We start from the raw sequence: 25,408 nt of genomic DNA on the forward strand, positions 1-25,408 counted from the left end.
ATGCCTGAGCGAGGGTTCTTGCATCATCCGCGCTATGGGCGGATGTTAGTGAACTTGCCACATTCTGCTTTCAGTTTGCCACAGTCATCATGATTTCAGCGCGAGCCTGACGCGGCTTCGCCATCTGACATCCGAAGCCCCTCGGAAACATTACGTGCGCCGGCGCGTTCTGTTCCCGCTTCCGGTGTCGAAATTCGGGCAGCCGGCTGATCGGAGTTTTCCCGGACATGCGTCTCGTCATCGTTTCCAATCGCGTCACCATTCCCGACCGCAGCGAGAAGGTCGCCGCCGGCGGTCTTGCCGTCGCGTTACGGGAGGCGTTGGAGAAACATGGCGGGCTCTGGTTCGGCTGGAGCGGGCATGTCAGCGAAGAGAAGACCCGTGCGGTGCGGACGCTCCAGCGCGGCAAGGTGACCTATGCGGTGACCGATCTGAGCGAGGAGGAGCGGCAGACCTATTATCTCGGCTTCTCGAACCGGGCCCTTTGGCCGAACATGCATTACCGGCTCGGTCTGACCGAGTTCTCGCGGGCCGACTATGCGGGCTATCTCGCCGTCAATCGCCGCTTTGCCAGGGCGCTCGTCGCGATGTTGCGGCCGGACGACCTGATCTGGGTTCACGATTACCACCTGATCCCCTTGGCTGCGGAACTTCGGCGGCTCGGGGTGAAGAACCGGATCGGCTATTTCCACCACATCCCCTGGCCGCCCTCCGAGGTCTTTGGCGCTCTGCCCTCGAGCATCACCCTGATGAAGACGGTCGGCGCCTATGACCTCGTTGGACTGCAGACCGAGATCGATGCGCGCAATGTGGTGAGCGGACTGGTCAATCTCTGCGGCGCAAAGGTCGATGGCGACGGGGTCCGCCTCGGTCGGCGTTCGATCCAGGTCAAATCTTTCCCGATCGGCATCGATGTCGAAGGCTTTCGCAAGCTTGCGACGAGTTCTGCGCGCACGACCGCGGTGTCGATCCGGCGCGCGACCGAGGCCTTTGGAGACCGCAAGCTGGTCATCGGCGTCGATCGCCTCGATTACTCCAAGGGAATCGTCCAACGCCTGGAGGCCTTCGAGCGCTTCCTGCTGGAAAATCCCGAGCAGCGCGGCCGTGTCGGCATGCTGCAAATCGCGCCACCCTCCCGCTCAGATGTTCCTGAATATGCGGAACTCGATCGCCAGTCGGACGAGACGGCCGGGCGGATCAACGCAGCGCTGGGCGAATTCGACTGGACGCCGATCCGCGTGGTCAAGAAGGCCTATTCCCGCAATGTCCTGGCCGGCTTCTATCGCCGTGCCCAAGTCGGGCTGGTGACGCCGATGCGCGACGGCATGAACCTGGTCGCCAAGGAATACATTGCGGCGCAGGATCCCGCCGATCCCGGCGTGCTGGTCCTTTCGCGCTTTGCCGGGGCGGCGCGCCAGATGAAGGACGCGCTGATCGTCAATCCCTACGATCTCTCGGAAATGTCGGAGGCGATCCAGCAGGCGCTGGTCATGCCGAAGCCGGAACGAATCCGGCGTTTCGAGAAGCTCTACGCCACCATTGCAGCAACCGATATCGGCTGGTGGACCGAGACCTATCTTGCCGCGCTCTCAGAGGGCGAAGCCGGGTTTCCGGTGACGCTCCCAGCGACCAAGAGAGCGGTTCGCGCCAAGCCGGCGACCGGAGCCAAGCAGCGACCGGCGACTTCGCGCGCTCCGGCCAAATCCGCAAGCGGCGCCGCAACGACCGTTCCGACATTGTCGGATCTGTCACAAATCGCGGCTGGAAACGGGCGCTTGCCACATTAATGAGAAGCGCTGCCGCCGATTTCACCTCGGGGTTGTAACGGCGGCCCTTGCCGAACACTCCTTTCGCTCGCTAGAAGGCGACAAGAACCGGGGCATGCTGCCGACTCATCCGGAGCCAGGTATCAGGTCTGCGAGCGGCATCGGCAACGATGTCTGAGGAGGCGGGCGGAGGGCCGATTTGATGCGAGGCGCTCTCGGAGGTCCGGGCGTTCTGCTGCGCCGTCTCCGCGAGGTCATGGCAGCGCCCGTCAGCCCGCAGGAGCGGCTGGATCGGCTTGTCGTCCTGATCGCCGGCAATCTGGTCGCGGAGGTGTGTTCGGTCTATGTCCTGCTCGAGGACGGTTCGCTTGAACTCTATGCGACCGAGGGCCTGAATCGCGAGGCGGTGCACCTGACCCGGATGCGCGCCGACGAAGGTCTCGTTGGCCTGATCGCGAGCGAAGCCGAGCCTGTAGCCCTGTCCGACGCGCAGTCGCACCCGGCCTTCTCCTATCGTCCGGAGACGGGCGAAGAGATTTATCATTCCTTCCTTGGCGTCCCGATCCTGCGCGGCGGCGCCGTGATGGGCGTCCTCGTCATCCAGAATCGCGCGTCGCGGCTCTACAACGAGGAAGAGATCGAGACGCTGCAGACCACCGCCATGATCATGGCGGAGATGATCGCGGCCGGCGGGCTGAAATCGCTGGCGCCGCCCGGCAGCATGATTGGCCTCGACCGGCCGATTCACGGTGTCGGCGTCAAGCTGGCGGACGGTGTCGGGCTCGGCTACGCCGTTCTCCACGAACCCCGGGTCGCGATCACCAATCTGATTGCCGAGAATCCTGCCCGCGAGGTCAAGCGGCTCGAGGCCGCTATCGCCGAGATGCGCACCGCGATCGACGAACTGATCGAGCGTGGCGACGTGGCTCATACCGGCGAGCATCGTGACGTTCTCGAAACATTCCGCATGTTCGCCCATGACCAGGGCTGGCTCAGGCGGATGCGCGAGGTGGTGATGACCGGCCTCACCGCCGAGGCGGCGGTTGAGCGTGTGCAATCCGACACCCGCGCCAAAATGCTGCGCCAGACCGACCCTTATCTCAGGGAGCGCCTGCACGATCTCGACGATCTCGCCAATCGGCTGCTGCGGACCCTGATGGGCAAGGCGAATGGCGTTGCTCACGAGAAGCTGCCCGAGAACGCCATCCTGATCGCCCGCTCGATGGGGCCGGCGGCGCTGCTCGATTATGACCGCGTCCGTTTGCGTGGGCTTATCCTCGAGGAAGGCGGACCGACCAGCCACATCGCCATCGTGGCGCGGGCGCTTGGCATTCCGGCCGTCGGCGAGATCGTCAACGCAACCGCGCTGATCCAGTCCGGCGACGCCGTCATCGTCGATGGCCAGGCTGGCGAGGTGCAGATCCGTCCGCAGCCGGACGTCGAGAACGCCTACAAGGACAAGGCCCGCCTGCGCGCCCGCAAGCAGGAACAGTACCGCAAGCTCAAGGATCTGCCGGCCGTCACCAAGGACGGGGTCGAGATCAACCTCCAGATCAATGCCGGCCTTCTGGTCGACATGCACAGTCTCGATGAGACCGCCGCCGCAGGGATCGGGCTGTTCCGCACCGAACTGCAATTCATGGTCGCTCAGCACATGCCGACGACGACCGAACAGCAATCTCTCTACGGGGCCGTGCTCAAGGCGGCGCAGGGCCGGCCGGTTGTCTTCCGGACGCTCGATATCGGCGGCGACAAGGTGCTGCCCTATATGGAACGCGTCGAGGAGGAGAATCCGGCGCTCGGTTGGCGCGCGATCCGGATCGGCCTCGACAAGCCGCGCCTGCTGCGCGGCCAGATCAGGGCGATGCTGCGGGCCGGAGCCGGCCAGGACATGCGCATCATGCTGCCCATGGTCGCGACCGTGGACGAGTTCCTGCGCGCGCGCTTCATCGTGCGCCGCGAGCTCGCCATGATGGAGAAGCAGGAGCGTCCGGCGCCCACCAATCTCGAGCTCGGCGTCATGGTCGAAGTGCCATCGCTGCTGTTCGAACTGGCAGAAATCTCGCGCGAGGCCGACTTCCTGTCGATCGGCACGAATGATCTGATGCAGTTCCTGTTCGCAGCCGATCGTGAGAACCGCCGGGTGTCCGAGCGTTTCGATCCGCTTTGCGTTGCAGCGCTCCGCGCGCTGCGCACGATCGTTGAGGCTGCGGGCGAGGCAGGTTGCCCGGTCTCGGTCTGCGGTGAAATGGGTGGCAAGCCGCTGGAGACGATGGCGCTGATCGGCCTAGGCTATCGCTCCTTCTCGATGTCGGCGGCGTCGTTCGGGCCGGTCAAGGCGATGCTGCGTGCGCTTGACGTCAGGAAGCTGCGCGAGCGTATGGATTGGATGCTCGCCTCTTCCGATGGTGCATCGAGCCTGCGTTCGCAGCTTTCGGCATTGGCGACCGAATTGAAAGTGCCGGTCTAGCGACGCTGAAGCGCGCTTCGCCGGTCCCCAAACAGTGTTTCCGAGTTCCTGATGTCCCTTCAGCTTCCTCAAGACCGTCTCGACAGCATCGTCGCTCGCCACGCCGTTGCCACCGACGAGATCAATCGCTCGACCGATGCCGTGCGTACGGTAGAGCTTGCCAAGGAGCTGGCGGAGCTCGAACCCGTCGTTGCAGCGATTGCCTCCTGGCGCAATGCGCAGGCCTCTCTCGACGAGGCGCAGGGGCTGATCGACGATCCGGCGACCGACAGCGAATTCCGCGATCTCGCCTATGAGGAGCGGGACACCGCTCGAGCCGAGATCGACACGCGTGCCCACCAGATCCTGATCGCTCTCCTGCCCAAGGACGCTGCCGACGAACGCGGCGTCATTCTGGAAATCCGGGCCGGCACCGGCGGCGACGAGGCCTCGCTCTTCGCCGGAGACCTGCTGCGGATGTATCAGCGCTACGCCTCGCAGAAGGGCTGGAGCGTCGACATCATCTCGGAGAGCGAAGGCACGGTTGGGGGCTACAAGGAAGTCATCGCGGAGATCTCGGGCCGGGGCGTCTATGCCAAGCTCAAGTTTGAATCCGGGGTTCACCGCGTCCAGCGCGTGCCGGATACCGAGGCGAGCGGCCGCATTCACACCTCGGCCGCGACGGTGGCGATGCTGCCGTTGGCGACCGAGGTCGACGTCGCGCTCAATGACAACGATCTGCGCATCGACACGATGCGTGCCGGGGGCGCCGGCGGCCAGCACGTCAACAAGACCGAATCGGCCGTCCGCCTGACCCATATCCCGAGCGGGATCGTGGTCGTGGTCCAGGATGAGCGCTCGCAGCACAAGAACAAGGCGCGTGCCTTCGAGTTGATGCGCGCCCGGCTCTACGACATGGAGCGCATGAAGGCCGACGCCGAACGCGCGGCGGACCGACGCTCGCAGATCGGCTCCGGTGACCGGTCCGAGCGGATCCGCACCTACAATTTCCCGCAGGGCCGCGTGACCGACCATCGCATCAACCTGACGCTCTACAAGCTCGACGAGATGATGCAGGGGCTGGCGCTCGACGAGATCATCGATGCCCTTACGGCGGAGCACCAGGCGACGTTGCTTGCAGCGCAAAGCGGCGCGTGAAACCTTTTTACCGGACTGGCGTTGTTTCCATATCGACCTGAAAGCAGGCTGGAGGAAACCATGAAACTTGCATCAGTGATTGCGATGACCGGTCTGATGGCGCTGGCTACGGCAGGGACCGCTGAGGCGCAGACTCAGACTTTTGGCCGCGTCGTCCAGGGGCAGGCCGTGCCGCTGCAGAATGCGATGACGCAGTCGCAGGCGCGCAAGGCGTGTTCGCAGGAAATGCACGGAGCGCGCGAGAGTAAATCTTCAATCAATCAGAAGATGAAGATTTGCATGGACCACAAGATGCAGGGCAATTGATGTCGATGCGAGCACCAACCCAGTGACGTCGCCACTGCAGAGCGGTGGCGACGCTCTAACGCCTTCGCCACAAGCTGTCGGTGTGCTGACCATTCGGGAGGCACGCCGGCAGCTTGTGGCGCGTCTGCGCGCTGCGGGGGGCGATACGCCGATACTTGATGCGCGCCTTCTTGTTGAAGCCGTGGCTGGGGCCGGCGCGGAGGACGACGCTCTGCTCGGTGAGCAGGCCGCCGCGGATCTGGATGGCTACGTCGCGCGGCGGCTGGCAGGCGAACCTGTCTGGCGCATCCTCGGCGAGCGTGAGTTCTGGGGACTGACCTTCAAGCTCTCGCCAGCGACGCTCGAGCCGCGCCCCGATACCGAGACGCTCGTCGAGGCCGCGGTCCATTCCCTTCGTGAGCGGCGCGGGGACGCGTTGTCGGTGCTGGACCTCGGGACTGGCACGGGCTGCCTGCTCATCGCGATCCTGAGTGAGTTCAGGCAGGCCAGGGGCCTGGGTATCGACCTGTCGGGAGAGGCCTGCAAGGTCGCAGCCGCAAATGCCCTTGCAAATGGCGTCGGTGACCGCGTGGCGTTTCGGGAAGGCGACTGGGTGAAGGACCTTGAGGGCCGCTTCGACCTGATCGTCTCCAATCCGCCCTATATTCCAGGCGATGAGATTCCCGGGTTGGATGTGGCTGTGCGCGCCTATGATCCGCTCCTGGCGCTGGATGGCGGGATCGACGGGCTCGTTCCGTATCGGCTCTTCGCGCGCGAGCTGACGCCGTTTCTGGCACCGGGTGGCATCGTTATTTTCGAGATCGGTGCCGGGCAGGAGCCGGATGTCTCTGCCTTGATGCGGGCCGAAGGCTTCCGGTATCACGGAGCGCGCAAGGACCTTGGTGGACACGAGCGCGCGCTGATCTTCTCCCGCTGAACCGGATACGCACAGAGATTGTGCGAATTTGCTTGGAACCGGACGCAAAAGCCGCTATGCAGATACCAGCCGAAGCTGGTGTCGTCAGCGCCGAGCCTAGGGCAGCCTCCTCCTGATTGACGAGGATTTGCCTCCGGACACGTCCGAAGTTTGACGGAACTGACAAAGCAAGATCGGAATTCCGAAGGCATGGATGTGCCGTTCGGCTCATGGGGCGAGTTACCGCCTCTTTTGGAAACGAGCGCGTGAAGACCAAGAACGGCGCATTGCCCCTTCAGGTCGACTCCCTCCGGCACGGCGCCGCAACCCGCCGCGTGCCGGTACGCGTATGACAGTGACCCGGTTGCTTTGAACAGACAGAGCGCGAGATAGACGCGAATGAGACCAGGTCAGAACCGGCGTATGCGCGGCCGTAACAACAACAACAATAACAATAACAACAACGGCAATCGAAAGTCGCCCAACCCGTTGCAGCGCAGCTACGAGTCGAACGGCCCGGACGTCAAAGTTCGTGGTACCGCTCAGCATGTCGCGGAGAAGTACTTGCAGCTGGCGCGCGATGCCCAGTCGTCGGGCGATCCGGTCGCAGCTGAGAACTATTTCCAGCACGCTGAGCACTATTACCGCATCCTTCTCGCGGCGCAGGAGCAGATGGCCCAGCAATACGGCCATAGCTTCCCGCCGAATCGCGCCTTTGGTGAGGAGGGCGACGAGGGGGACGATGAGGGTGAGGGCGATGAGAATGCTGCCTTCCCGCAGGGCTCGCCTCAGCCTGAGCTGCGGCATCAGGCTCAGGGAGGCGTGAACGGCAACGGGTATGGCCAGAATGCTGCCCCCCGTGGGGATGGCGAGGGCCAGGATGGCCAGCAGAACAACGGCCAACGCTTCGACCGCCCGCCCCGCACCGATCGCTTCAACGACCGCAACAACGATCGCAACAACCGCCGATTCGATCGCAATGATCGCCAGGACCGTGGCCCCGATCGTGGTGAACGCCGGTTCGACCGTCCCGAAGGCGGGCAGAACGGCCAGCCCGGGGGCTTCGCGCCGCGTTCCGAGCAGCCGGCTTCTGCCGAGCAGGGCGAGAACGCCCCGGCGCAGAGCCAGGGCGAGCGTCGCTTCGAGCGCGGCGACCGGCCGGAGCGGGGGCCGCGTCCCGAGCGCGCCGAGCGTCGTCCGCGCCGGGAGGTCGAGCCTGAAGGCGAGGCGAACGATGTCGCTGCTTCGCTTCCGTCCTTCCTGACCAATCCGGTCCGGGTTCCGATCGCCGTCGCCGAGGAGCCCGTTGCGGCACCGGTCGAGGCTGCTGCTGCTCCTGCCGAAGCGCCGGCCGCCGAAGAGGCTGCCGCACCGAAGCGCACGCGCCGCCGCCGCTCGCCACGCGAAGTCATGGACGCGCTGGGTTCGGAAACCGATAGCGCTGCCGAGTAAGGCGCTCCGGTTTGACCAGATATGACAGGGGCCCGACGGGCCCCTGTTTTTTTTTGGCTCAGGCGACGCCGAGGTCGAGCGTCGCTTGCGGGGCCTGGCTTTCGAGATGCATGCCAGCGGTCAGCGTGCCGCTACTCAGAATCTCGCAGTAGATTCCGCAGTCGACATGGCCATAGGTCTTCATCAACGCCTTCGGGATCTGGAGATCGCGGGCTCCGGTCTGCGGGTCGACATTGGTTGCCGCGCAGCGTTCGATTCGCTTGATCACACGCAGGCGCAGGCCCGACGGCGTGGACAGCTCCTGCCCGACCAGGTCGTTCTCCGCCCAGGCGGCCAGCCCCTCGACCATGACATTGCCGCGGAAGCGCAGCGGATCGAGCCGGGTGCCAAGGTGGTTGCCGAGATCCGCGACGCTGGCGAGGTTGATGATCGACATGAACCCCGAGCGTGAATCCATGAAGCGATAGCTTTGCGGGGCGGTGAGCAATTGCGGCTTGCCGCGCAGCTCGTCCGGCATGAAACCTTCAAAGAAGGCCGTCAGGGCCGCGTGGCCGTCCTGCGTCGTCATGTCGGCCCGCAAGGTCTCGCGTCCATCCTGCCTGATGACAAGCGCGCGGCTTTCGTCGTCATAGCGCGTCTGCAGCCGTGCCAGCGATTCATTGCGCATCAGCATCAGATACTTGATCTTCGGCTGATGGACGGGCGCGGCCGGGTCGAAGCCGGAAGGGCCGTTCTCGATGGCGAAAAGCCGGTCTCCAGGGAAAAAGCCCCCCGTGCTCAGCGAAGCCGATTGCACGGGTTCGGGCGAGAGACCCTTGACGGGGTAGCGATAGAGCGAGGCGACACGCATGGAGTCTTTCAGTCCGCAGGCTGATCGGGCAGGGGTGATATAGCGGGTTCTACGAGGCGGGACCGATCAAATCCTTGCATCGGTTCGATCAGGTTGACTTCAAGCCTCCTCGGCCTCGGCCTCTTCGTTCTCCACGGAGCGCTGGCAGCCCCAGGCGGAGAGCACTGCATCGGTGTCCTCGACGACGAAAAAGCGCGCCGCGTCGCGGTCGTACCCTTCCGCCAGAAGCCGCTCGTAATCGGTATGGACGTGGCGGACATGGCTGCCGAGAGCGAGCCAGAGCGCCGTCGAGGGCGGCAGATCCTTCATGTGGCGGCGCTCGGCGAGCGCCAGGACCGCTTCGGCATCGGCAAGCGGAATGCCGGGGGCGAGCGCCCTCAACGCTTTGCGAATCGCCTGCTGTCGCCTTGTTCCCGCCATGGCCAAGGCTGAGCCTGTCGGAAGGGCGCCGTCAATCATTCGCAAGGGGCCCCCTTCCGTTGCGCGGATGTCACACTATCTTTGGTTGCGAAGGGTGTCCCTCGGGAGCCCTATCCTGATGAAAGGCAGCCGGATGCGTCGCCACGGGGCGTGCCGGCGGGCGGAGCGACAATATGAACATTGAGAAATACACCGACAGGGCAAAGGGTTTCCTGCAGGCGGCGCAGACGATTGCGCTGCGCGACGGACACCAGCAGTTTACGCCCGAACATCTTTTGAAAGCGCTGCTTGATGACAGCGAGGGCATGGCAGCCGGCCTGATCGATCGGTCGGGTGGCCAGTCGAAACTTGCCTTGCAACTGACCGATGCGGCGCTCGCAAAGCTGCCCAAGGTCAGCGGCGGTGGCGCCAGCGGCCTGCATCTGACGCCAGGCCTCGCCCGTGTCTTCGATACGGCGGAAAAGGCTGCGGACAAGGCCGGCGATTCCTTCGTCACGGTCGAGCGCCTTCTTCTGGCCCTCGCGGTCGAGAAGGAAACCGAGGCCGGCAAGGCGCTGGCCAAGGCCGGCGTGACGCCGCAGGCGCTGAATGCCGCGATCGAGGCGATCCGCAAGGGTCGCACCGCGGACTCAGCCTCTGCCGAGCAGGCCTATGACGCGCTGAAGAAATATGCGCGGGATCTCACCGCTGCTGCCCGCGAGGGCAAGCTCGACCCGGTCATTGGCCGCGACGAGGAGATCCGTCGCACCATCCAGGTGCTGAGCCGCCGCACCAAGAACAATCCCGTCCTGATCGGCGAGCCCGGCGTCGGCAAGACCGCCATCGCCGAGGGCCTTGCGTTGCGCATCGTCAATGGTGACGTGCCGGAGAGCCTGAAGGACAAGGAACTGCTTGCGCTCGACATGGGCTCGCTCATCGCGGGTGCGAAATATCGTGGCGAGTTCGAGGAGCGCCTGAAGGCGGTGCTCAACGAGGTCTCCAGCTCCGATGGTGGCGTCATCCTGTTCATCGACGAGATGCACACCCTGGTTGGTGCGGGCAAGACGGACGGCGCCATGGATGCCTCGAACCTGCTGAAGCCGGCGCTCGCGCGCGGCGAACTGCACTGCGTCGGCGCGACCACGCTCGACGAGTACCGCAAATATGTCGAGAAGGACGCCGCGCTTGCACGCCGCTTCCAGCCCGTCTTTGTCGACGAGCCGACGGTCGAGGATACGGTCTCGATCCTGCGCGGCCTCAAGGAGAAATACGAGCAGCATCACCGCGTTCGCATCACGGACTCGGCGCTTGTCTCGGCCGCGACCCTGTCGAACCGCTACATCACCGACCGCTTCCTGCCCGACAAGGCGATCGACCTTGTCGACGAGGCTTCGGCGCGCCTACGCATGCAGGTCGATTCGAAGCCCGAGGAGCTGGATTCGATCGACCGCGAGATCGTGCGCCTGCGCATCGAGCAGGAGGCTCTCAAGAAGGAGAGCGACAGCGGCTCGAAGGAGCGGTTGAAGCGGCTGGAATCCGAACTCGCCGATCTTGAAACGCGTTCGGCCACAATCACGGCCCGCTGGAAGGCGGAGAAGGACAAGCTCGGCCAGGCGGCCGAGATCAAGACCAAGCTCGACAATGCCCGCAACGAACTGGCCCAGGCGCAGCGCAAGGGCGAGTATCAGCGTGCAGGCGAGCTCGCCTATGGCGAGATCCCGCAATTGGAGAAGCAGCTCGCCGAGGTCGAGGCGATTGGCGATACCTCCGGCATGGTGGAAGAGGCGGTGACGCCTGACCATGTTGCGCAGGTCGTCAGCCGCTGGACCGGTGTGCCGGTCGACCGCATGCTTGAAGGCGAGAAGGACAAGCTGCTCCGGATGGAGGAGGTGCTGGCAGCGCGAGTCGTCGGCCAGCGTGAGGCGGTGGAGGCGGTCTCGACAGCCGTGCGGCGTGCCCGTGCCGGCCTGCAGGACCCGAACCGGCCGATCGGCTCCTTCATGTTCCTCGGACCCACGGGTGTCGGCAAGACCGAGCTTACCAAGGCGCTGGCGTCGTTCCTGTTCGACGACGATACGGCGATGGTGCGCCTCGACATGTCGGAATACATGGAGAAGCACTCGGTCTCGCGTCTCATCGGCGCGCCTCCCGGCTATGTCGGTTACGAAGAAGGTGGAGCACTGACCGAAGCCGTACGGCGCCGACCCTATCAGGTCGTCCTTTTCGACGAGGTCGAGAAGGCGCATCCGGACGTCTTCAACGTGCTCCTGCAGGTGCTCGACGATGGTCGTCTGACGGACGGTCAGGGCCGCACGGTCGATTTCCGCAACGTGCTGATCATCATGACCTCGAATCTCGGTTCGGAGTTCCTGGTGAACCAGCCCGAAGGGCAGGACAGCGACGCCGTGCGTGACGATGTCATGGGCGTGGTCAGGCAGGTTTTCCGGCCCGAGTTCCTGAACCGTATCGACGACATCATCCTGTTCCATCGCCTTAAGCGGGCGGATATGGGGGCGATCGTCGATATCCAGCTGGCACGCCTCGCCAGGCTGCTGACCGACCGCAAGATCGTGCTCGATCTCTCCGAAGACGCCCGCGCCTGGCTGGCCGACAAGGGCTACGATCCCGCCTATGGCGCACGTCCGCTGAAGCGGGTAATCCAGAAAACGGTGCAGGACCCGCTGGCGGAACTGCTGCTCGCCGGCAAGGTCACGGATGGCGAGACGGTGAAGGTCACCGTTGGGCCGACCGGGTTGATGCTGGGCGATGTCAGCGTCACCCGCGAAAGGCGGCCTGAGGGCGTGCCGCTGAACTAATAGGGACGGTACGACCTCGTTCTTCCCAACTGGGAAGGAGGCAGCGACCGCCGCGAGATGGATGAGGGAAGGGCCGCGCAAGCGGCCCTTTTCTCGTTTTAGGGCTGCGCTGCGCCGATCCGCCGACGCTTCGTCCGGCACTCGGTCTCGGGAGCGGGAGGGCTCAGCCTCGCTTCAGCAGGAACACCGCCTGCGCGCCGAACAGGTTCCAGAACCACCAGGGTGCGCTGACGCCAACCTTGCCGCCCGCCGCATCGAGCGCGACGGCGCGCTCCTTCTGTGCGCCGACGACATCGCACAGGGTGACGAAGTCGCGGATCGTGCAGAAATGGATGTTCGGGGTGTCCCACCAGGAATAGGGCAGGGCATCGGTCACCGGCATCTGGCCGCGGAAGAAGATCTGGCTGCGCATGCGCCAATGCCCGAAATTCGGGAAGGAGATGATGGCGCGACGGCCGATGCGCAGCATGTGCTCCAGAACCAGGCGCGGATTGCGCGTCGCCTGGATCGTCTGGGAGAGGATGACGTAGTCGAAGGAATCATCGGGATAGTCGGCGAGGTCGGTATCGGCGTCGCCCTGGATCACCGACAGCCCCCGCGCGACGCAGCCCGCGACACCCTCGCGAGACAGTTCGATGCCGCGTGCGTCGACCTGGCGCGTCTCGGCCAGCAGGGCCAGCAATGCGCCGTCGCCGCAGCCGACATCGAGCACGCGCGTGCCCGGCGTCACCATCTCGGCGACGAGCTTGAGGTCGATGCGATTGGTATAGGTCTCGCTCAGCGCCATGGCCTCACAACCCTCTTGCCCGAGCTGCCGCATTGATGAAGCCGCGCGTGGTCGCAAACAGGTTCGGTTCCTCCAGCAGGAAGGCGTCGTGGCCCTTGTCGCTTTCAAGCTCGACGAAGGAGACCGAAGCGCCGGCAGCATTGAGCGCATGAACGACGGCACGCGAATCCGCGGTCGGGAACAACCAGTCCGAGGTGAAGGAGGCGACGCAGAAGCGCGTCTTCGTGCCCGCGAAGGCCTTGGCGAGCACGCCGTCATGATCGGCGGCGATGTCGAAATAATCCATCGCGCGCGTCACATAGAGATAGGAATTGGCGTCGAAGCGTTCGACGAAGCTCAGGCCCTGGTGCCGCAGGTAGCTTTCGACCTGGAAATCGGCATCGAACGAGAAGGTCGGCGCCTCGCGATCCTGCAGCTTGCGGCCGAATTTCCGGTGCAGAGCGGGTTCCGACAGATAGGTGATATGCGCACCCATGCGCGCCACGGAGAGGCCTTTGGACGGACGCGTGCCTTCTTCGAGATAGCGCCCGCCGCGCCAGTCAGGATCGGCCATCACCGCCTGGCGGCCGACTTCGTGGAAAGCGATGTTCTGGGCCGAGTGCTTGGCGGAGGTCGCAAGCGGCAGCGCCGAGAAGACGCGTGCGGGATAGCTCGCTGCCCATTCCAGCACCTGCATGCCGCCCATCGAGCCGCCGGCGACGCAGAACAGCGACTCGATGCCGAGCGCATCGACCAGATGCGCCTGTGCCCGCACCATGTCGCGGATCGTCACCATCGGGAAGCCGAGGCCCCAGGGCTTGCCGGTGTCCGGGTTGGTCGAGGCCGGCCCCGTCGTGCCGGTGCAGCCGCCGACGACATTGGCGCAGATCACGAAGAAGCGGTCGGTGTCGATCGGTTTGCCGGGGCCGATCATCGCCGTCCACCAGCCGCCCTTGCCGGTGATCGGGTTGCGGCTGGCGACATGCTGGTCGCCGGTCAGGGCATGACAGACGAGGACGGCATTCGACCGGGCCGCATTGAGTTCGCCATAGGTCTGGTAGGCGATCTGCCAGCTGTCGAGCGCCACGCCGCAATCCATCACCAGCGGCGTGGCTGCGTCGAACCGGACGACCGGGCTCGAGGGATCGTTCGCTTCCTTCAGCGGGTCTGCAAGGCTCAGGATTTCGTCGCGCATCGTCGTCCGCTTTGACAGGCTGATTTGTCTTGCCGGTCGGCTCGTTCGAAAGATCGAACTTACCGATGGCGTGCCGCAGGCGCGCTGTCAACGCGGCCCCGCGCGAAGCTGGCTTTGCTAAGCGCGGGCTTGAGGTCTAAGAGACGCGCGTCCGTCGCCTCACGCGCCAAGATCACGCCATGACCGAAATCGCTCCGACCACCCTTGCCGATCTGCGCGGTGAGATCGACCGCATCGACAGCGAGATGCACGCGCTCTTGATGGAGCGCTCGCAGATCATCGAAACGCTGATCGCCGTGAAGAAGACGCAGGTGTCGGGTTCGGCATTCCGGCCCGGCCGCGAGGCCGACATGATGAAGCGGCTGGCGCTGCGTCATAAGGGCCTGCTGCCACTCGACACCGTCGAGGGCATCTGGCGCATCATCATCGCGACCTTCACCTATGTTCAGGCGAATTACGCCGTCCATGCCGATGTCTCGGGCGGCGACGCGGCGATGCGCGATTCCGCGCGGTTCCATTTCGGCTTCACCGTGCCCTTCGTTACCCACGAGCATGCGCGTGCGGTGATCGCTGCCGTTGCCGAATCCGCTGGGGATCTCGGCATCTTCCGCATGGACCTCGGCGCCAGCGCCGGTGTCTGGTGGCGCGATCTCATCGGCCCGGAGCGGCCGAAGATCATCGCGCGCCTGCCCTTCATCGAGCGGCCTGACCATCCCGCGGGCACACCGGTCTACTGCATCGCCAAGCCGCTTGCGGATGCGGCCGTGCGCGAGATCGTGCTTTATGCCGCCAGGGTTGAACGCTGGTCGGAGACGCTGCGTGCAGGTCTCGCCCAGCATCTCGCCGAGGTCTCCGCCAGCGCCGCCGACGGTTCGCATCTTTCGCTGCTGGTCGCTGCTTCGGGAGAAGTCGAGCAGAGCGCGATCCGTGCCGCGCTCGAACCTGCGGGCCTCAGCGAGTTCGCCGAAATCGGCAGCCACGCCGCCCGTTTTGCCGTCAAGCCAGTCCGCTGATCTCCATCTCATTCCCCTGACAAGGTCCACAAGCCATGGCCACGCCTGCTTCCCGCCCTGTTCCGCGTCCCGGTGTCCTCGATATCGAGGCCTATGTGCCCGGCAAGTCCACGGCTCCGGCGGGGGTGAAGCTGCATAAGCTTTCCTCGAACGAGACCCCGCTCGGCCCGAGCCCGAAGGCAATCGCCGCCTTTGACAGCCTCAAGGGCAAGCTCGAGCTCTATCCGGACGGCTCGGCCACCAAGCTGCGTGAGGCGATCGCGTCGCGCTACGGCCTCGACCCCGCACGCCTCGTGTGCGGCTCGGGATCCGACGAATTGCTGCAACTCGTCACCAAGACCTATCTCGGCGACGATGACGAGGGCATCTTCACCGAGCACGGATTCCTCGTTTACCGCATCGCCATCCTGGCGGCCGGCGGCAAGCCCGTGGTCGTGCCCGAGGCCAATCTCACCGCCGATGTCGACGCGATCCTGAAGGCGGTGACGCCACGGACGAAGATCGTCTTCCTCGCCAATCCCAACAACCCGACCGGCACCTATCTGCCCTTCGAGGAGGTCAAGCGCCTGCATGCCGGCCTGCCCTCCGATGTGCTGCTGGTGCTCGACGCCGCCTATGCCGAATATGTCCGTCGCAACGACTATGCGTCGGGGCTCGAACTGGTGGCGACCAACGAGAACGTCGTGATGGCGCGCACCTTCTCAAAGATCTACGGCCTCGCCAATCTGCGCCTCGGCTGGCTCTACGGGCCTGCCCATGTCATCGATGCGCTCAACCGCGTCCGCGGCCCGTTCAACGTCAACGGCGCGGCGATCGAGGCCGGCACCGCTGCGATCGCCGACGAAGCCCATGTCGCGGCCGCGCTCCAGCACAACGAGACCTGGCTCGCCTGGACGACGGCCGAGGTGGAAAGGCTCGGCCTGACCGTCACGCCGTCGGTCGGCAACTTCATCCTGATCCATTTCCCAAAAACCTCCGGCAAGACGGCGAAGGAGGCTGACGCCTTCCTGAGCCAGCGTGGGCTGATCCTGCGCAGCGTCGGGGCCTATGGCCTGCCGGACGCGCTGCGCATGACAATCGGCTCCGAGGAGGCGAACCGCCTCGTCGTTGCGGCGCTTGGCGACTTCCTGGCCGGCAAGCAATGACGGCGACGACCGAGAGCTTTGCTCCGCGGCGTGAGGAGCCGATCTTCGGCTGCCTCGCGATCATCGGCATCGGGCTGATCGGCTCGTCGATCGCCCATGCGGCCAAGGATCTCAATCTGGCCGGGCGCATCGTCCTGAGCGACGGGGACGAGGGCGTGCGGGCCCGCGCCCGCGAGCTCGATCTCGGCCATGAGGTGGCGGAGACCGTGCAGGCCGCCGTGGCCGATGCCGATCTGGTCATTCTCTGCGTGCCCGTCGGCGCMTGCGGTGCGGTCGCAGGTGAGATCGCGTCTGCCCTGAAGCAGGGCGCGATCGTCTCGGATGTCGGCTCGGTCAAGAACGCGGTGGTCGAGGCTGTCGCGCCGCATCTGCCAGCGGGCGTGCATTTCGTCCCGGCCCATCCGGTTGCGGGCACAGAGAATTCCGGCCCGGATGCGGGCTTTGCCAGCCTCTTCCTGAATCGCTGGTGCATCCTCACTCCGCCGGACGGCAGCGATGACGGCGCGGTTTCGCGCACCCGGCATTTCTGGGAGGGCATGGGCGCCCTGGTCGAGGTGATGAGTGCGCAGCATCATGATCTCGTGCTTGCCGTCACCAGCCATCTGCCGCACCTGATCGCCTACAATATCGTCGGCACGGCCGAGGATCTCGAGGCGGTGACCCAGTCCGAGGTGATCAAGTTCTCGGCCGGCGGCTTTCGCGATTTCACCCGCATCGCGGCATCCGACCCGACGATGTGGCGCGACGTCTTCCTGCACAACAAGGAAGCGGTTCTGGAGATGCTGGGGCGCTTCAGCGAAGACCTTTCGGTGCTGACCCGCGCCATTCGCTTCGGCGATGGCGAGACCCTGCACAAGCATTTCACCCGCACCCGCGCCATCCGCCGTGGCATCGTCGCGCTCGGCCAGGAAAAGCCCGAAACGGAAAAGCTGCGCAAATCGTGAGAAGACGGGGCATGTTCTGCTCCGTTCGTCTTGCCAAGATTGGGCAGGGCTGGTAGAGCCCCACCCGTCGCCGCAATAGCTCAGCTGGTAGAGCACCTCATTCGTAATGAGGGGGTCGGGGGTTCGAATCCCTCTTGCGGCACCATTACTTAGCTCGAACTTCCAGAATGACCGCCAAGCGTGGGGACACGCGGGGGGCACGGAAGCGGCAAATCAGCCAGCGCTCCCTCTTACGCTTTCGGTCCCCCATGCGTGGCACGACAGCACTACGCTCAGCCTCAACGGCGAGGGGCGGGGCATCCCGACGCGCCGGCCATAACCCGAAATCCGCCAGCGCAGCTCAGACACCATATCAGACAGCACGCCACCGCAAGTCAGGCTGGCAAAGCGCCATGCCGTCCCTACCGCGCGTCTACCGCGCCTGCGCTACGTGCCGCGGCACCCGCCCCCCGGCCCCCGGCCCCTGCCCGCGACGGTCTTCTTTCCAGACGGTCCGCCTAAAAGTGCCAACTTTAACCTTGGCGGATCGCCGCCTGCGGGAGCGCTCCGCGTGGCCCCGAGCGTCAAGGCCTTGCCAACGACGACGGGTGGCGGCCGTAAGCACATCCTCCTCTGAGGCCGACGCTCGGAGGGGGGAGTACATCCCCGCGACCTGCGGGGCAGTTCGGCCGGTCGGCGATGTCTTCCGCTGACTGGACAGAAACTGCTTCTCTTGCGCAATGATGACGTCCGGGGGGTGGGCATGGCTGGTTCGGCAAATTTTAGCTTCCTGAGCGAACATGATGCGCGCCTGGCCGTGTTGGGCGGGTTCGCCGAGCAGTATTTCCGCGATGATCCGTCCACCGCCATCATCAAACTCCGCCAATTCGCCGAGCTGCTGGCGAAGGTGATCGCGGCCCGCCATGCCGCCTATCGGGATGAGCGTGAGACATTCGAGGACACGCTGCGACGGCTGTCCTATGAGCGGATCATCCCAAGAGAGGTGGCGGATATTTTCCATGCCCTGCGCAAGGCAGGCAATGCGGCCGTGCATGAGGCGAAGGGCAATCACGCCAATGCGCTCACCGCCCTGAAGTTCGCCCGCTCATTGGCGGTCTGGTTCCACCGGACCTATAGCAAGCGGCCAGATTTCAATCCGGGAGCCTTCGTCCCTCCGCCAGAACCGGTCGATGCCACAGTTGCGTTGCGGCAGGAGATCGAAACGCTGCGCCGAAGGGTCGCCGAGACCGAGGACGTCGCAGCGCTAGCCCGTCGCGAGGCGGAGGAACAGCTTCGTGCCCGCGAGACGGTCGAGGACCGGCTAAGGCGCGAGGCGGAGGAACGGGCGACCTGGGAGCAATTGGCGCAGGAGTCGGAAGCCGAGAAGGCTGCGATTGCCGCCAAGCTCACCAGCCTTCAGGCCGAGGCCGAGGCCGCACCGCGCACGATACTCATCCAACTCGCGGAGCGCGGCGAAGCGGCCGCAACCAAGATCGATCTCGACGAGGCCGAGACCCGCGCCCTGATCGATCAGCAACTGCGGGATCGCGGCTGGGAGGCCGACACGCAGACTCTCCGCTACAGCGCGGGCGTCCGCCCCGCGAAGGGCCGCAACATGGCGATTGCCGAATGGCCGACCGCGAACGGCCCGGCCGACTATGCCCTGTTCGTCGGCACCATGTTTGTCGGCGTGGTCGAGGCCAAGCGGCGGCGCAAAAACGTCTCGGCGGCCATCGATCAAGCCGAGCGCTATTCCGTTGGGATCAAGGGCAGCGGCGAGTTCGTGACGGTCGGCAGGCCATGGGGCGAGCATCGCGTGCCCTTCGTCTTTGCCGCCAATGGCCGGGCCTATCTCAAGCAGATCGAGACGGAGAGCGGCATCTGGTTCCGTGACACCCGCCGTCCTGCCAATCACCGCCGGGCGCTGGTGGACTGGCCGACCCCGCAGGGGCTGGCGGGGCAGGTTGAGGTCGATCAGGATGCGGCCACTGCCGCGTTGAAGGCCCAACCTTTCGCGTTCGGCTTCCCGCTTCGGCACTATCAGGAAAACGCCATTCGCGCCGTCGAGGCCGCTTTGTCTGCCGAACAGCGATCCATGCTGGTGGCGATGGCGACCGGCACGGGCAAGACCAAGCTGGCGATTGCGCTTCTCTATCGCCTGCTCGCAGCTAAACGGTTTCGCCGCATCTGTTTCGTCGTCGACCGCAGCGCACTCGGCCACCAGACCGTAGGCGAATTCTCGACCACCAAGGTCGTCTCGGGCAAGACCTTCGCCGAGATTTTTGGGCTGAAGGGGCTGGAGGATGTAACGCCCGATCTCGAAACCAAGGTCCACATCTGCACGATCCAGGGGCTGGTCAAGCGCGTTCTCTACGCCGCCGACAGCTCCGAGGTTCCGCCCATCGACCAGTACGATTTGATCGTGATCGACGAGTGCCATCGCGGCTATCTGCTCGACCGGGAGATGTCGGACGCCGAACTCAGCTTCCGGGGGCAAGAGGACTACATCTCCAAATACCGGCGGGTGCTGGAGTATTTTGATGCGGTGAAGATCGGGCTGACGGCGACGCCCGCCCTGCACACGACCGAGATTTTTGGCGATCCGATCTTCAAATACTCCTATCGAGAAGCTGTCATTGACGGCTACCTGATCGATCATGAGCCACCCATCCGGATCGAGACGGCCCTGGCGCGGGCGGGCATTAGGTTCGAGAAGGACGAGCAGCTTGAACTGTTGAACACGCAAACCGGCGCAGTCGATCTTGCGCATGCGCCCGACGAAATCCGCTTCGAGGTCGAGCAGTTCAACAGGCAGGTGATCACCCCGGAGTTCAACCGGGTCGTTGCCGAGGAGCTGGCGAACCACATCGACGCGGCGCTGCCCGGCAAGACGCTGATCTTTGCCGCTACCGACGCCCATGCCGATATCGTAGTCGATTCGGTCAAGAAGGCATTCGCCGCCACTTATGGCGAGATCGACGACGCGGCGGTGAAGAAGATCACCGGCAGCGTCGACAAGGTGCAGAACCTGATCCGCGCTTTCCGCAACGACGCCAATCCGCAGATCGTCGTGACCGTCGATCTGCTCACCACCGGCATCGACGTGCCAAAAATCACCAACCTCGTCTTCCTGCGCCGGGTGAACAGCCGCATTCTATACGAGCAGATGATCGGGCGCGCGACACGCCGCTGCGACGAGATCGGCAAGGAGGTGTTCCGCATCTTCGACGCAGTGGACCTCTATCCGCACCTCCAGAACCTGACCGATATGAAGCCCGTCGTCGTAAACCCTTCGATCAGCTTCGAGCAGCTTGTCTCCGAGATGATCGACGCGAGTGACGACCACCAGCGCGACACGATCCGCGAACAGCTTACGGTGAAACTGCGCCGCCATCTGAAGAAGCTGCCCGAGGATGCGCGACAGCGGTTCGAGGCCGTTGCCGGCGAGACGCCGGAGGCAATGCTGGATCGTCTGTTGACAGGAGACGCACCCGCGCTTGCGGCATGGCTCAAGGACCGCGCAGCCATCGGCCCGATCCTCGACTGGCAGGTCGGCGGCGACAATCCGCGTCATGTGCCGATCTCGCATCATGCCGACGAGGTCGTGGCGGTCACGCGCGGTTACGGTGACGCCGAGAGGCCGGAAGACTTCCTCGACGGCTTCACCGCCTTCGTGCGCGACAACCTCAACACCATCGCGGCGCTGAAGCTGGTCGTACAGCGCCCCCGCGATCTGACCCGTGTCGATCTGAAGGAGCTTCGCCTTGCGCTCGACCGCAAGGGCTATTCGGAGGCGAACCTACGCCGTGCCTGGGCGGATGCGAAAAACGAGGAAATTGCCGCCTCGATCATCGGCTTTGTTCGCCAGGCGGCCATTGGCGACGCGCTGATCCCCTACGAAGACCGGGTGAAATCCGCAATGCGCAGCATTATGGCGAGCCGCCCGTGGACCGAACCGCAGAGGCGCTGGCTGAAGCGGATCGGCGAGCAGATCGAGAAAGAGGTCGTTGTCGACCGTGAGGCCATCGACAAGGAACCGTTCATCGCCGATGGAGGGTTCAACCGGCTCAACAGGGTGTTTGGCGGGGAGCTTGAGAGCATCCTGGCCGGGATCAACGAAGAACTGTGGAAGAAGACCGCCTGATGACCAGCACGACCGACATCGTCGCCAAACTCTGGAGCCTCTGCCACGTCCTGCGCGACGACGGCGTCTCCTACAACGAATATGTCACCGAGCTGACCTACCTGCTCTTCCTGAAGATGCTGGAGGAAACGAAGCGCGAGGGCCGGCTGCCGGAGGGCTATCGGTGGGGCATACTGGCCAAGCGCGAGGGCATGGAGCAGCTCGACTACTACAAGCGCATGCTCCTCGATCTCGGCAAGCCGGAGGTCAAGGATAGCCTTATCCGTGCGATCTTCACCGATGCGCAGACCCGCCTGCGCAAGCCGACGAACCTCAAGGCGCTGACTTCCAACATCGACCAGTTGGATTGGTTCTCGGCACGCGAAGAGGGGCTCGGCAATCTTTATGAGGGACTGCTCGAAAAGAACGCCGCCGACAAAAAATCCGGCGCAGGGCAGTATTTTACGCCGCGCCCGCTGATCGACTGCATCGTGCGCCTCGTGCAGCCGCAACCGGGTGAAACGGTGCAGGACCCGGCTGCCGGCACTGCTGGCTTTCTTGTCGCTGCCGACCGCTACATCAAGGATCACACCGACGACCTCTACCAGCTGCCGGAGGCGCAAGCCTTCTTTCAGCGGCATAACGCCTTCATCGGGGGCGAGCTTGTTCCCGATACGCACCGGCTCTGCATGATGAACCTGCTTTTGCATGGCATCGAGGGCGGGGTGGACAACATCGACACGCTGTCGCCTGACGGCGAGGCTCTGCCAAAGGCCGATCTGATCCTGACCAACCCACCCTTTGGCACCAAGAAAGGTGGCGGTCGCCCGACACGCTCCGACTTCTCGGTGACGGCTGACACGTCGAACAAGCAGCTTGCCTTCGTCGAGCACATTGTGAGGGCGCTCAAGCCCGGTGGCCGCGCCGCCGTGGTTGTGCCGGACAACGTGCTGTTCGAGGACAACACCGGCCGACGCCTGCGCACCTGGCTGATGGACCTGTGCAACCTGCACACGATCCTGCGCCTGCCGACCGGCATCTTCTATGCGCAGGGCGTCAAGACCAATGTGCTGTTCTTCCAGCGCGGTAAGGCGGACAAGGGCAACACCAAGGCCGTCTGGGTCTATGACATGCGGGCGAACATGCCTGCCTTCGGCAAGACCCGCCCGCTCACCGTCGCCGACTTCTCTGAATTCGAGACCGCCTATGGGACTGATCCATACGGCGGGGCAGAGCGGACGGAACAGGGTGAGGAAGGCCGGTGGCGATGCTTCCGCCGCGACGCCATCGCCGCCCGCAACGATAACCTCGACATCGCATGGCTGCGCGACACGGATGCCGAGGCAGAGGAGGCGCTAACCGAGCCGGAGGACATCGCCGCTGCCATCGTTGGCCATCTCAAGGCTGCACTCGACGAAATCGAGACTTTGTCGGAGGAGCTCGAGCTGGACGCAGCCGATGATGCGGCGACCGTCGCAGAGGCCGCAGAATGAGCGCGCTTGTATCGATTGACCTCTCCTGTGCCGTCGAACTTATCAACGGTGACCGAGGCAAGAATTATCCCGACCGAGAAGCGCAGACCTCGTCCGGTTATTGCCTTTTCCTGAACACGAAGAACGTCCGGCAGGGGTACTTTGATTTCGCCGATGTAGTGTTCATTGATGAGGAGCGTCATCAGAAGTTGGGCGGAGGGACCCTTCGCCGGAACGATATCGTGCTCACTATTCGAGGAACACTGGGGAATACTGCAATCTATCGCGACGACATTCCGTTCGAGGTCGTTCGTATAAACTCCGCTATGCTTGCGTTGAGGCCAAAGTCGCGTTTCGATCCCGACTTCATCGAGCGATACCTACGATCCTCAACTTTCCTTGATTGGGTCGGTCTCAATCAACGAGGCTCTGCCCAACCCCACCTCCGCACAGTCGACATAGAAACCGCTAAGCTGCCCTTAGTGTCGATCCAGCATCAACGGCGGATCGTGGCGAAGATCGACAGCCTCACCAGCAAATCCAGACGCGCCCGCGATCACCTCGACCACATCCCCCGCCTTGTGGAGAAGTACAAGCAGGCCGTGCTGGCAGCCGCGTTCCGGGGGGATTTAACACGGGAATTGCGGCAACAAGGATCTGCGGTTGATGAACTTAAAGTCGTAAACGGCCCTTGGTCGATACCTGGCCAATGGACTTGGAGGTCTGTGGCCGACATCGGGCTGGTTTCGTTAGGAAGACAAAGATCGCCTCAAAATCACTCTGGTCCCCACATGCGCTGCTATGTGCGCGCAGCGAACATTACTTGGAACGGCTGGGACTTGTCCGATGTAAAGGAGATGAATTTTGATGAGCGCGATTTCGCCCGCTTCCAACTGCAGAAGGGCGATGTACTCGTCAATGAAGGTTCCGGAAGTGCTACAGAGGTCGGGAAGCCAGCGATTTGGACGGGGCAGATCGCTGACTGCTGCTTCCAGAATACTCTGATCCGCGTACAGCCAAGGAGTTGCTCTTCTGAGTATCTCTACTGGTATTTTATGTTCTGTGCGCTCACCGAGCGGTTTGTCTCCAGCACTCAAGGCGTCAACATTTACCACATTGGTAAGGATGGCTTGGCACGTTTTCCGATCCCTCATCCGACCCTCGGCGAGCAAGAGGCCGTCGTTCAGAGGATCGAGGTGACGCTTGCCTGGATCGAGCGCCTTGCCGCCGAGGCGACGAGCGCCCGTAAGTTGACCGACCATCTCGATCAGGTCGTGCTCGCCAAGGCTTTTCGTGGCGAACTTGTGCCGCAGGACCCAAGTGACGAGCCTGCCTCGGTACTACTGGGACGCATACGGGCCGAACGCAAAGAGACGCCGAAGGCCAAACGCGGGCGCAAGGCGGCGGGGCGCCCTTCATGAAAGTCTACATCGCCAATTTCGGCCGTGAGAATTATGCATGGCCGGCCTGTTTCAGCCGCAGCACCATTGCGACGATGAATGATGTCGAGGTTCAGGGCTTCTGGGAGAGCGGAGACCGCGAGAGCTACATCCAGAACCGAATGAGGCTGCGTAAGACAGCCGCGGGCAAGTCACCGACCCGCCCGGTCGCTTCGCGGTGGTACAACCTGATGACAACCATCGTCGAGAGCGATCACGACATCTGGATACATCGGGAGAAGGATCAGCTCTGGTGGACCACATCGCGCTCCGAGCCGGCAACCTTTGAGCCCTTCAAGGAGACAGTCGGCACTCCTCACGACGTGATCATCTGCCACAAGCCCTGCAATCCCTGGTCAAATAAGAACCGAAAGGGGAACCGGCTCGAATGGGGTGGGCTCCACCCCAAGGCTCAGGAGTTTCTGTTTACGGAAGGCACGCTCCAACAGCTCAGACCCGAAAATGCCGCGTACGCTCTCGCGCTGATAGACGGCGATAATCTTGACCCATGGCATTCTCTCCCGGACTGGGGCGCGAAAGCCGCGCGTCGTCGGAAGAACCCTGGCACCAACTTCAACGCTCGCCAAAAGACCATCTGGCGGATGGCCGCGACAGTGATGGGTACTGTCAACTTCGCGAATGGCCAAAAAGTGCAGAAAACCGTCAAAAACAAGGACTTATTGATCGCGGAGCGCGAGTTGATGCCCTTTTTAGATGCTCTCCTTTCTGAGCAGGACGGCTTGTGCGCGATCACGGACCTCCGTCTCCAGTACGACGGCGACGATGATGACCCAGAGATGCTGTGTTCGCTCGACCGGATCGACAGCAACGGTCATTACGAGAGAGACAACCTCCAGATCGTCTGCCGCTTCATCAATCGATGGAAAAGCAGCGGAGACGACGGCGAGTTCAGGCGACTGGTCTCGCTCGTGCGCGCATAGTCCCGTCCGCGAGCGAAGCTTTGTGAAAAGGGCCACGACGAAGACAACAGGGGACCAATCGCTCGCCGCACCCAAGTCACTGAACTATTTCTGGCGCTGCATCATCCCGGTCAGCGGCTATTACGAGTAGACCGGTCCGGGCTATTTCACCGCCGCCTATGGCGGCCTGCTCGGCTTCGCCGGGCTCTCGGATAGCTGGACGAACCTGGAGACCGGGAGGAGATCGTCTCCTGTACGATCATCACGCGCGACGCGAACAAGTGGATGTCATCCATAATCGCATGCCGGCGACGCTGCATC

At 63.8% G+C, this 25,408-nt stretch carries 18 protein-coding genes and 1 tRNA gene; 15 read left to right on the forward strand and 4 right to left on the reverse strand.

Features of this window, described 5'->3' with window-relative positions; all coding sequences use genetic code 11:
* The first annotated feature begins 227 nt into the window (after positions 1-227).
* From otsA to AC1DGP_RS00365, 6 genes are all read left to right on the forward strand, one after another.
* Positions 228-1,787, forward strand: coding sequence for an alpha,alpha-trehalose-phosphate synthase (UDP-forming) (gene otsA / locus AC1DGP_RS00340; protein ID WP_441506056.1), 1,560 nt, complete (start codon positions 228-230; stop codon positions 1,785-1,787).
* A gap of 181 nt (positions 1,788-1,968) precedes the next feature.
* Complete coding sequence (ptsP, locus tag AC1DGP_RS00345; protein ID WP_441506057.1) at positions 1,969-4,236, forward strand: phosphoenolpyruvate--protein phosphotransferase; 2,268 nt, start codon at positions 1,969-1,971, stop codon at positions 4,234-4,236.
* 51 nt (positions 4,237-4,287) lie between these two features.
* Entirely contained in the window at positions 4,288-5,373 is a 1,086-nt protein-coding gene (gene prfA, locus AC1DGP_RS00350; RefSeq protein WP_441479668.1) for a peptide chain release factor 1, read from the forward strand.
* Between the two features lie 60 nt (positions 5,374-5,433).
* The gene (locus tag AC1DGP_RS00355) at positions 5,434-5,679 is read left to right on the forward strand and encodes a hypothetical protein (protein ID WP_441490096.1); all 246 of its coding nucleotides are present in this window, start codon (positions 5,434-5,436) and stop codon (positions 5,677-5,679) included.
* 85 nt (positions 5,680-5,764) lie between these two features.
* Positions 5,765-6,595 (forward strand): peptide chain release factor N(5)-glutamine methyltransferase, encoded by an 831-nt coding sequence (gene prmC, locus AC1DGP_RS00360; protein WP_476831703.1) that lies wholly within the window; start codon positions 5,765-5,767, stop codon positions 6,593-6,595.
* Positions 6,596-6,997: 402 nt separating this feature from the next.
* Complete coding sequence (locus tag AC1DGP_RS00365) at positions 6,998-8,026, forward strand: DUF4167 domain-containing protein (protein WP_476831581.1); 1,029 nt, start codon at positions 6,998-7,000, stop codon at positions 8,024-8,026.
* 58 nt (positions 8,027-8,084) lie between these two features.
* Here AC1DGP_RS00365 and AC1DGP_RS00370 read toward each other — a convergent pair whose 3' ends face one another.
* Both AC1DGP_RS00370 and AC1DGP_RS00375 read right to left on the reverse strand, forming a co-directional pair.
* The gene (locus tag AC1DGP_RS00370) at positions 8,085-8,876 is read right to left on the reverse strand and encodes an MOSC domain-containing protein (RefSeq protein ID WP_476831582.1); all 792 of its coding nucleotides are present in this window, start codon (positions 8,874-8,876) and stop codon (positions 8,085-8,087) included.
* Positions 8,877-8,975: 99 nt separating this feature from the next.
* Positions 8,976-9,296, reverse strand: a complete 321-nt coding sequence (locus tag AC1DGP_RS00375) for a DUF2293 domain-containing protein (protein WP_441490487.1) — start codon at positions 9,294-9,296, stop codon at positions 8,976-8,978.
* A 173-nt stretch (positions 9,297-9,469) separates the two neighbouring features.
* On the opposite strand from AC1DGP_RS00375, the gene clpB reads away from it, so the two are divergent.
* Entirely contained in the window at positions 9,470-12,091 is a 2,622-nt protein-coding gene (clpB, locus tag AC1DGP_RS00380) for an ATP-dependent chaperone ClpB (protein WP_441506060.1), read from the forward strand.
* A 163-nt stretch (positions 12,092-12,254) separates the two neighbouring features.
* Here the strand turns inward: clpB and metW are convergent, their stop codons facing one another.
* Both metW and metX read right to left on the reverse strand, forming a co-directional pair.
* The gene (gene metW, locus AC1DGP_RS00385; RefSeq protein ID WP_441490093.1) at positions 12,255-12,878 is read right to left on the reverse strand and encodes a methionine biosynthesis protein MetW; all 624 of its coding nucleotides are present in this window, start codon (positions 12,876-12,878) and stop codon (positions 12,255-12,257) included.
* Positions 12,879-12,882: 4 nt separating this feature from the next.
* Positions 12,883-14,052 (reverse strand): homoserine O-acetyltransferase MetX, encoded by a 1,170-nt coding sequence (metX, locus tag AC1DGP_RS00390; protein ID WP_476831583.1) that lies wholly within the window; start codon positions 14,050-14,052, stop codon positions 12,883-12,885.
* A gap of 179 nt (positions 14,053-14,231) precedes the next feature.
* On the opposite strand from metX, the gene AC1DGP_RS00395 reads away from it, so the two are divergent.
* The 8 genes from AC1DGP_RS00395 (at position 14,232) to AC1DGP_RS00430 (ending at position 25,108) form a co-directional block, all read left to right on the forward strand.
* Positions 14,232-15,065: a chorismate mutase gene (locus AC1DGP_RS00395; RefSeq protein WP_441490091.1), complete on the forward strand. Its 834-nt coding sequence runs from the start codon at positions 14,232-14,234 to the stop codon at positions 15,063-15,065.
* Between the two features lie 35 nt (positions 15,066-15,100).
* Positions 15,101-16,210: a pyridoxal phosphate-dependent aminotransferase gene (locus AC1DGP_RS00400; RefSeq protein WP_441506062.1), complete on the forward strand. Its 1,110-nt coding sequence runs from the start codon at positions 15,101-15,103 to the stop codon at positions 16,208-16,210.
* Positions 16,207-17,154 (forward strand): prephenate/arogenate dehydrogenase family protein, encoded by a 948-nt coding sequence (locus AC1DGP_RS00405; RefSeq protein ID WP_476831584.1) that lies wholly within the window; start codon positions 16,207-16,209, stop codon positions 17,152-17,154. Before AC1DGP_RS00400 ends, AC1DGP_RS00405 begins: the two co-directional genes overlap by 4 nt.
* Before the next feature lie 69 nt (positions 17,155-17,223).
* Positions 17,224-17,299: transfer RNA gene (locus tag AC1DGP_RS00410), tRNA-Thr, on the forward strand.
* A 597-nt stretch (positions 17,300-17,896) separates the two neighbouring features.
* A complete protein-coding gene (hsdR, locus tag AC1DGP_RS00415; RefSeq protein WP_476831585.1) occupies positions 17,897-21,277 on the forward strand; it encodes a type I restriction-modification system endonuclease in 3,381 nt (1,126 codons plus the stop codon).
* The gene (locus AC1DGP_RS00420) at positions 21,277-22,749 is read left to right on the forward strand and encodes a class I SAM-dependent DNA methyltransferase (protein ID WP_476831586.1); all 1,473 of its coding nucleotides are present in this window, start codon (positions 21,277-21,279) and stop codon (positions 22,747-22,749) included. Before hsdR ends, AC1DGP_RS00420 begins: the two co-directional genes overlap by 1 nt.
* A complete protein-coding gene (locus AC1DGP_RS00425; protein WP_476831587.1) occupies positions 22,746-24,149 on the forward strand; it encodes a restriction endonuclease subunit S in 1,404 nt (467 codons plus the stop codon). The genes AC1DGP_RS00420 and AC1DGP_RS00425 overlap by 4 nt, the downstream gene beginning before the upstream one ends.
* Positions 24,146-25,108, forward strand: coding sequence for a hypothetical protein (locus AC1DGP_RS00430; protein WP_476831588.1), 963 nt, complete (start codon positions 24,146-24,148; stop codon positions 25,106-25,108). The genes AC1DGP_RS00425 and AC1DGP_RS00430 overlap by 4 nt, the downstream gene beginning before the upstream one ends.
* Positions 25,109-25,408 lie beyond the last annotated feature (300 nt).

The organism is Allobosea sp. 05T433 (assembly GCF_056396065.1).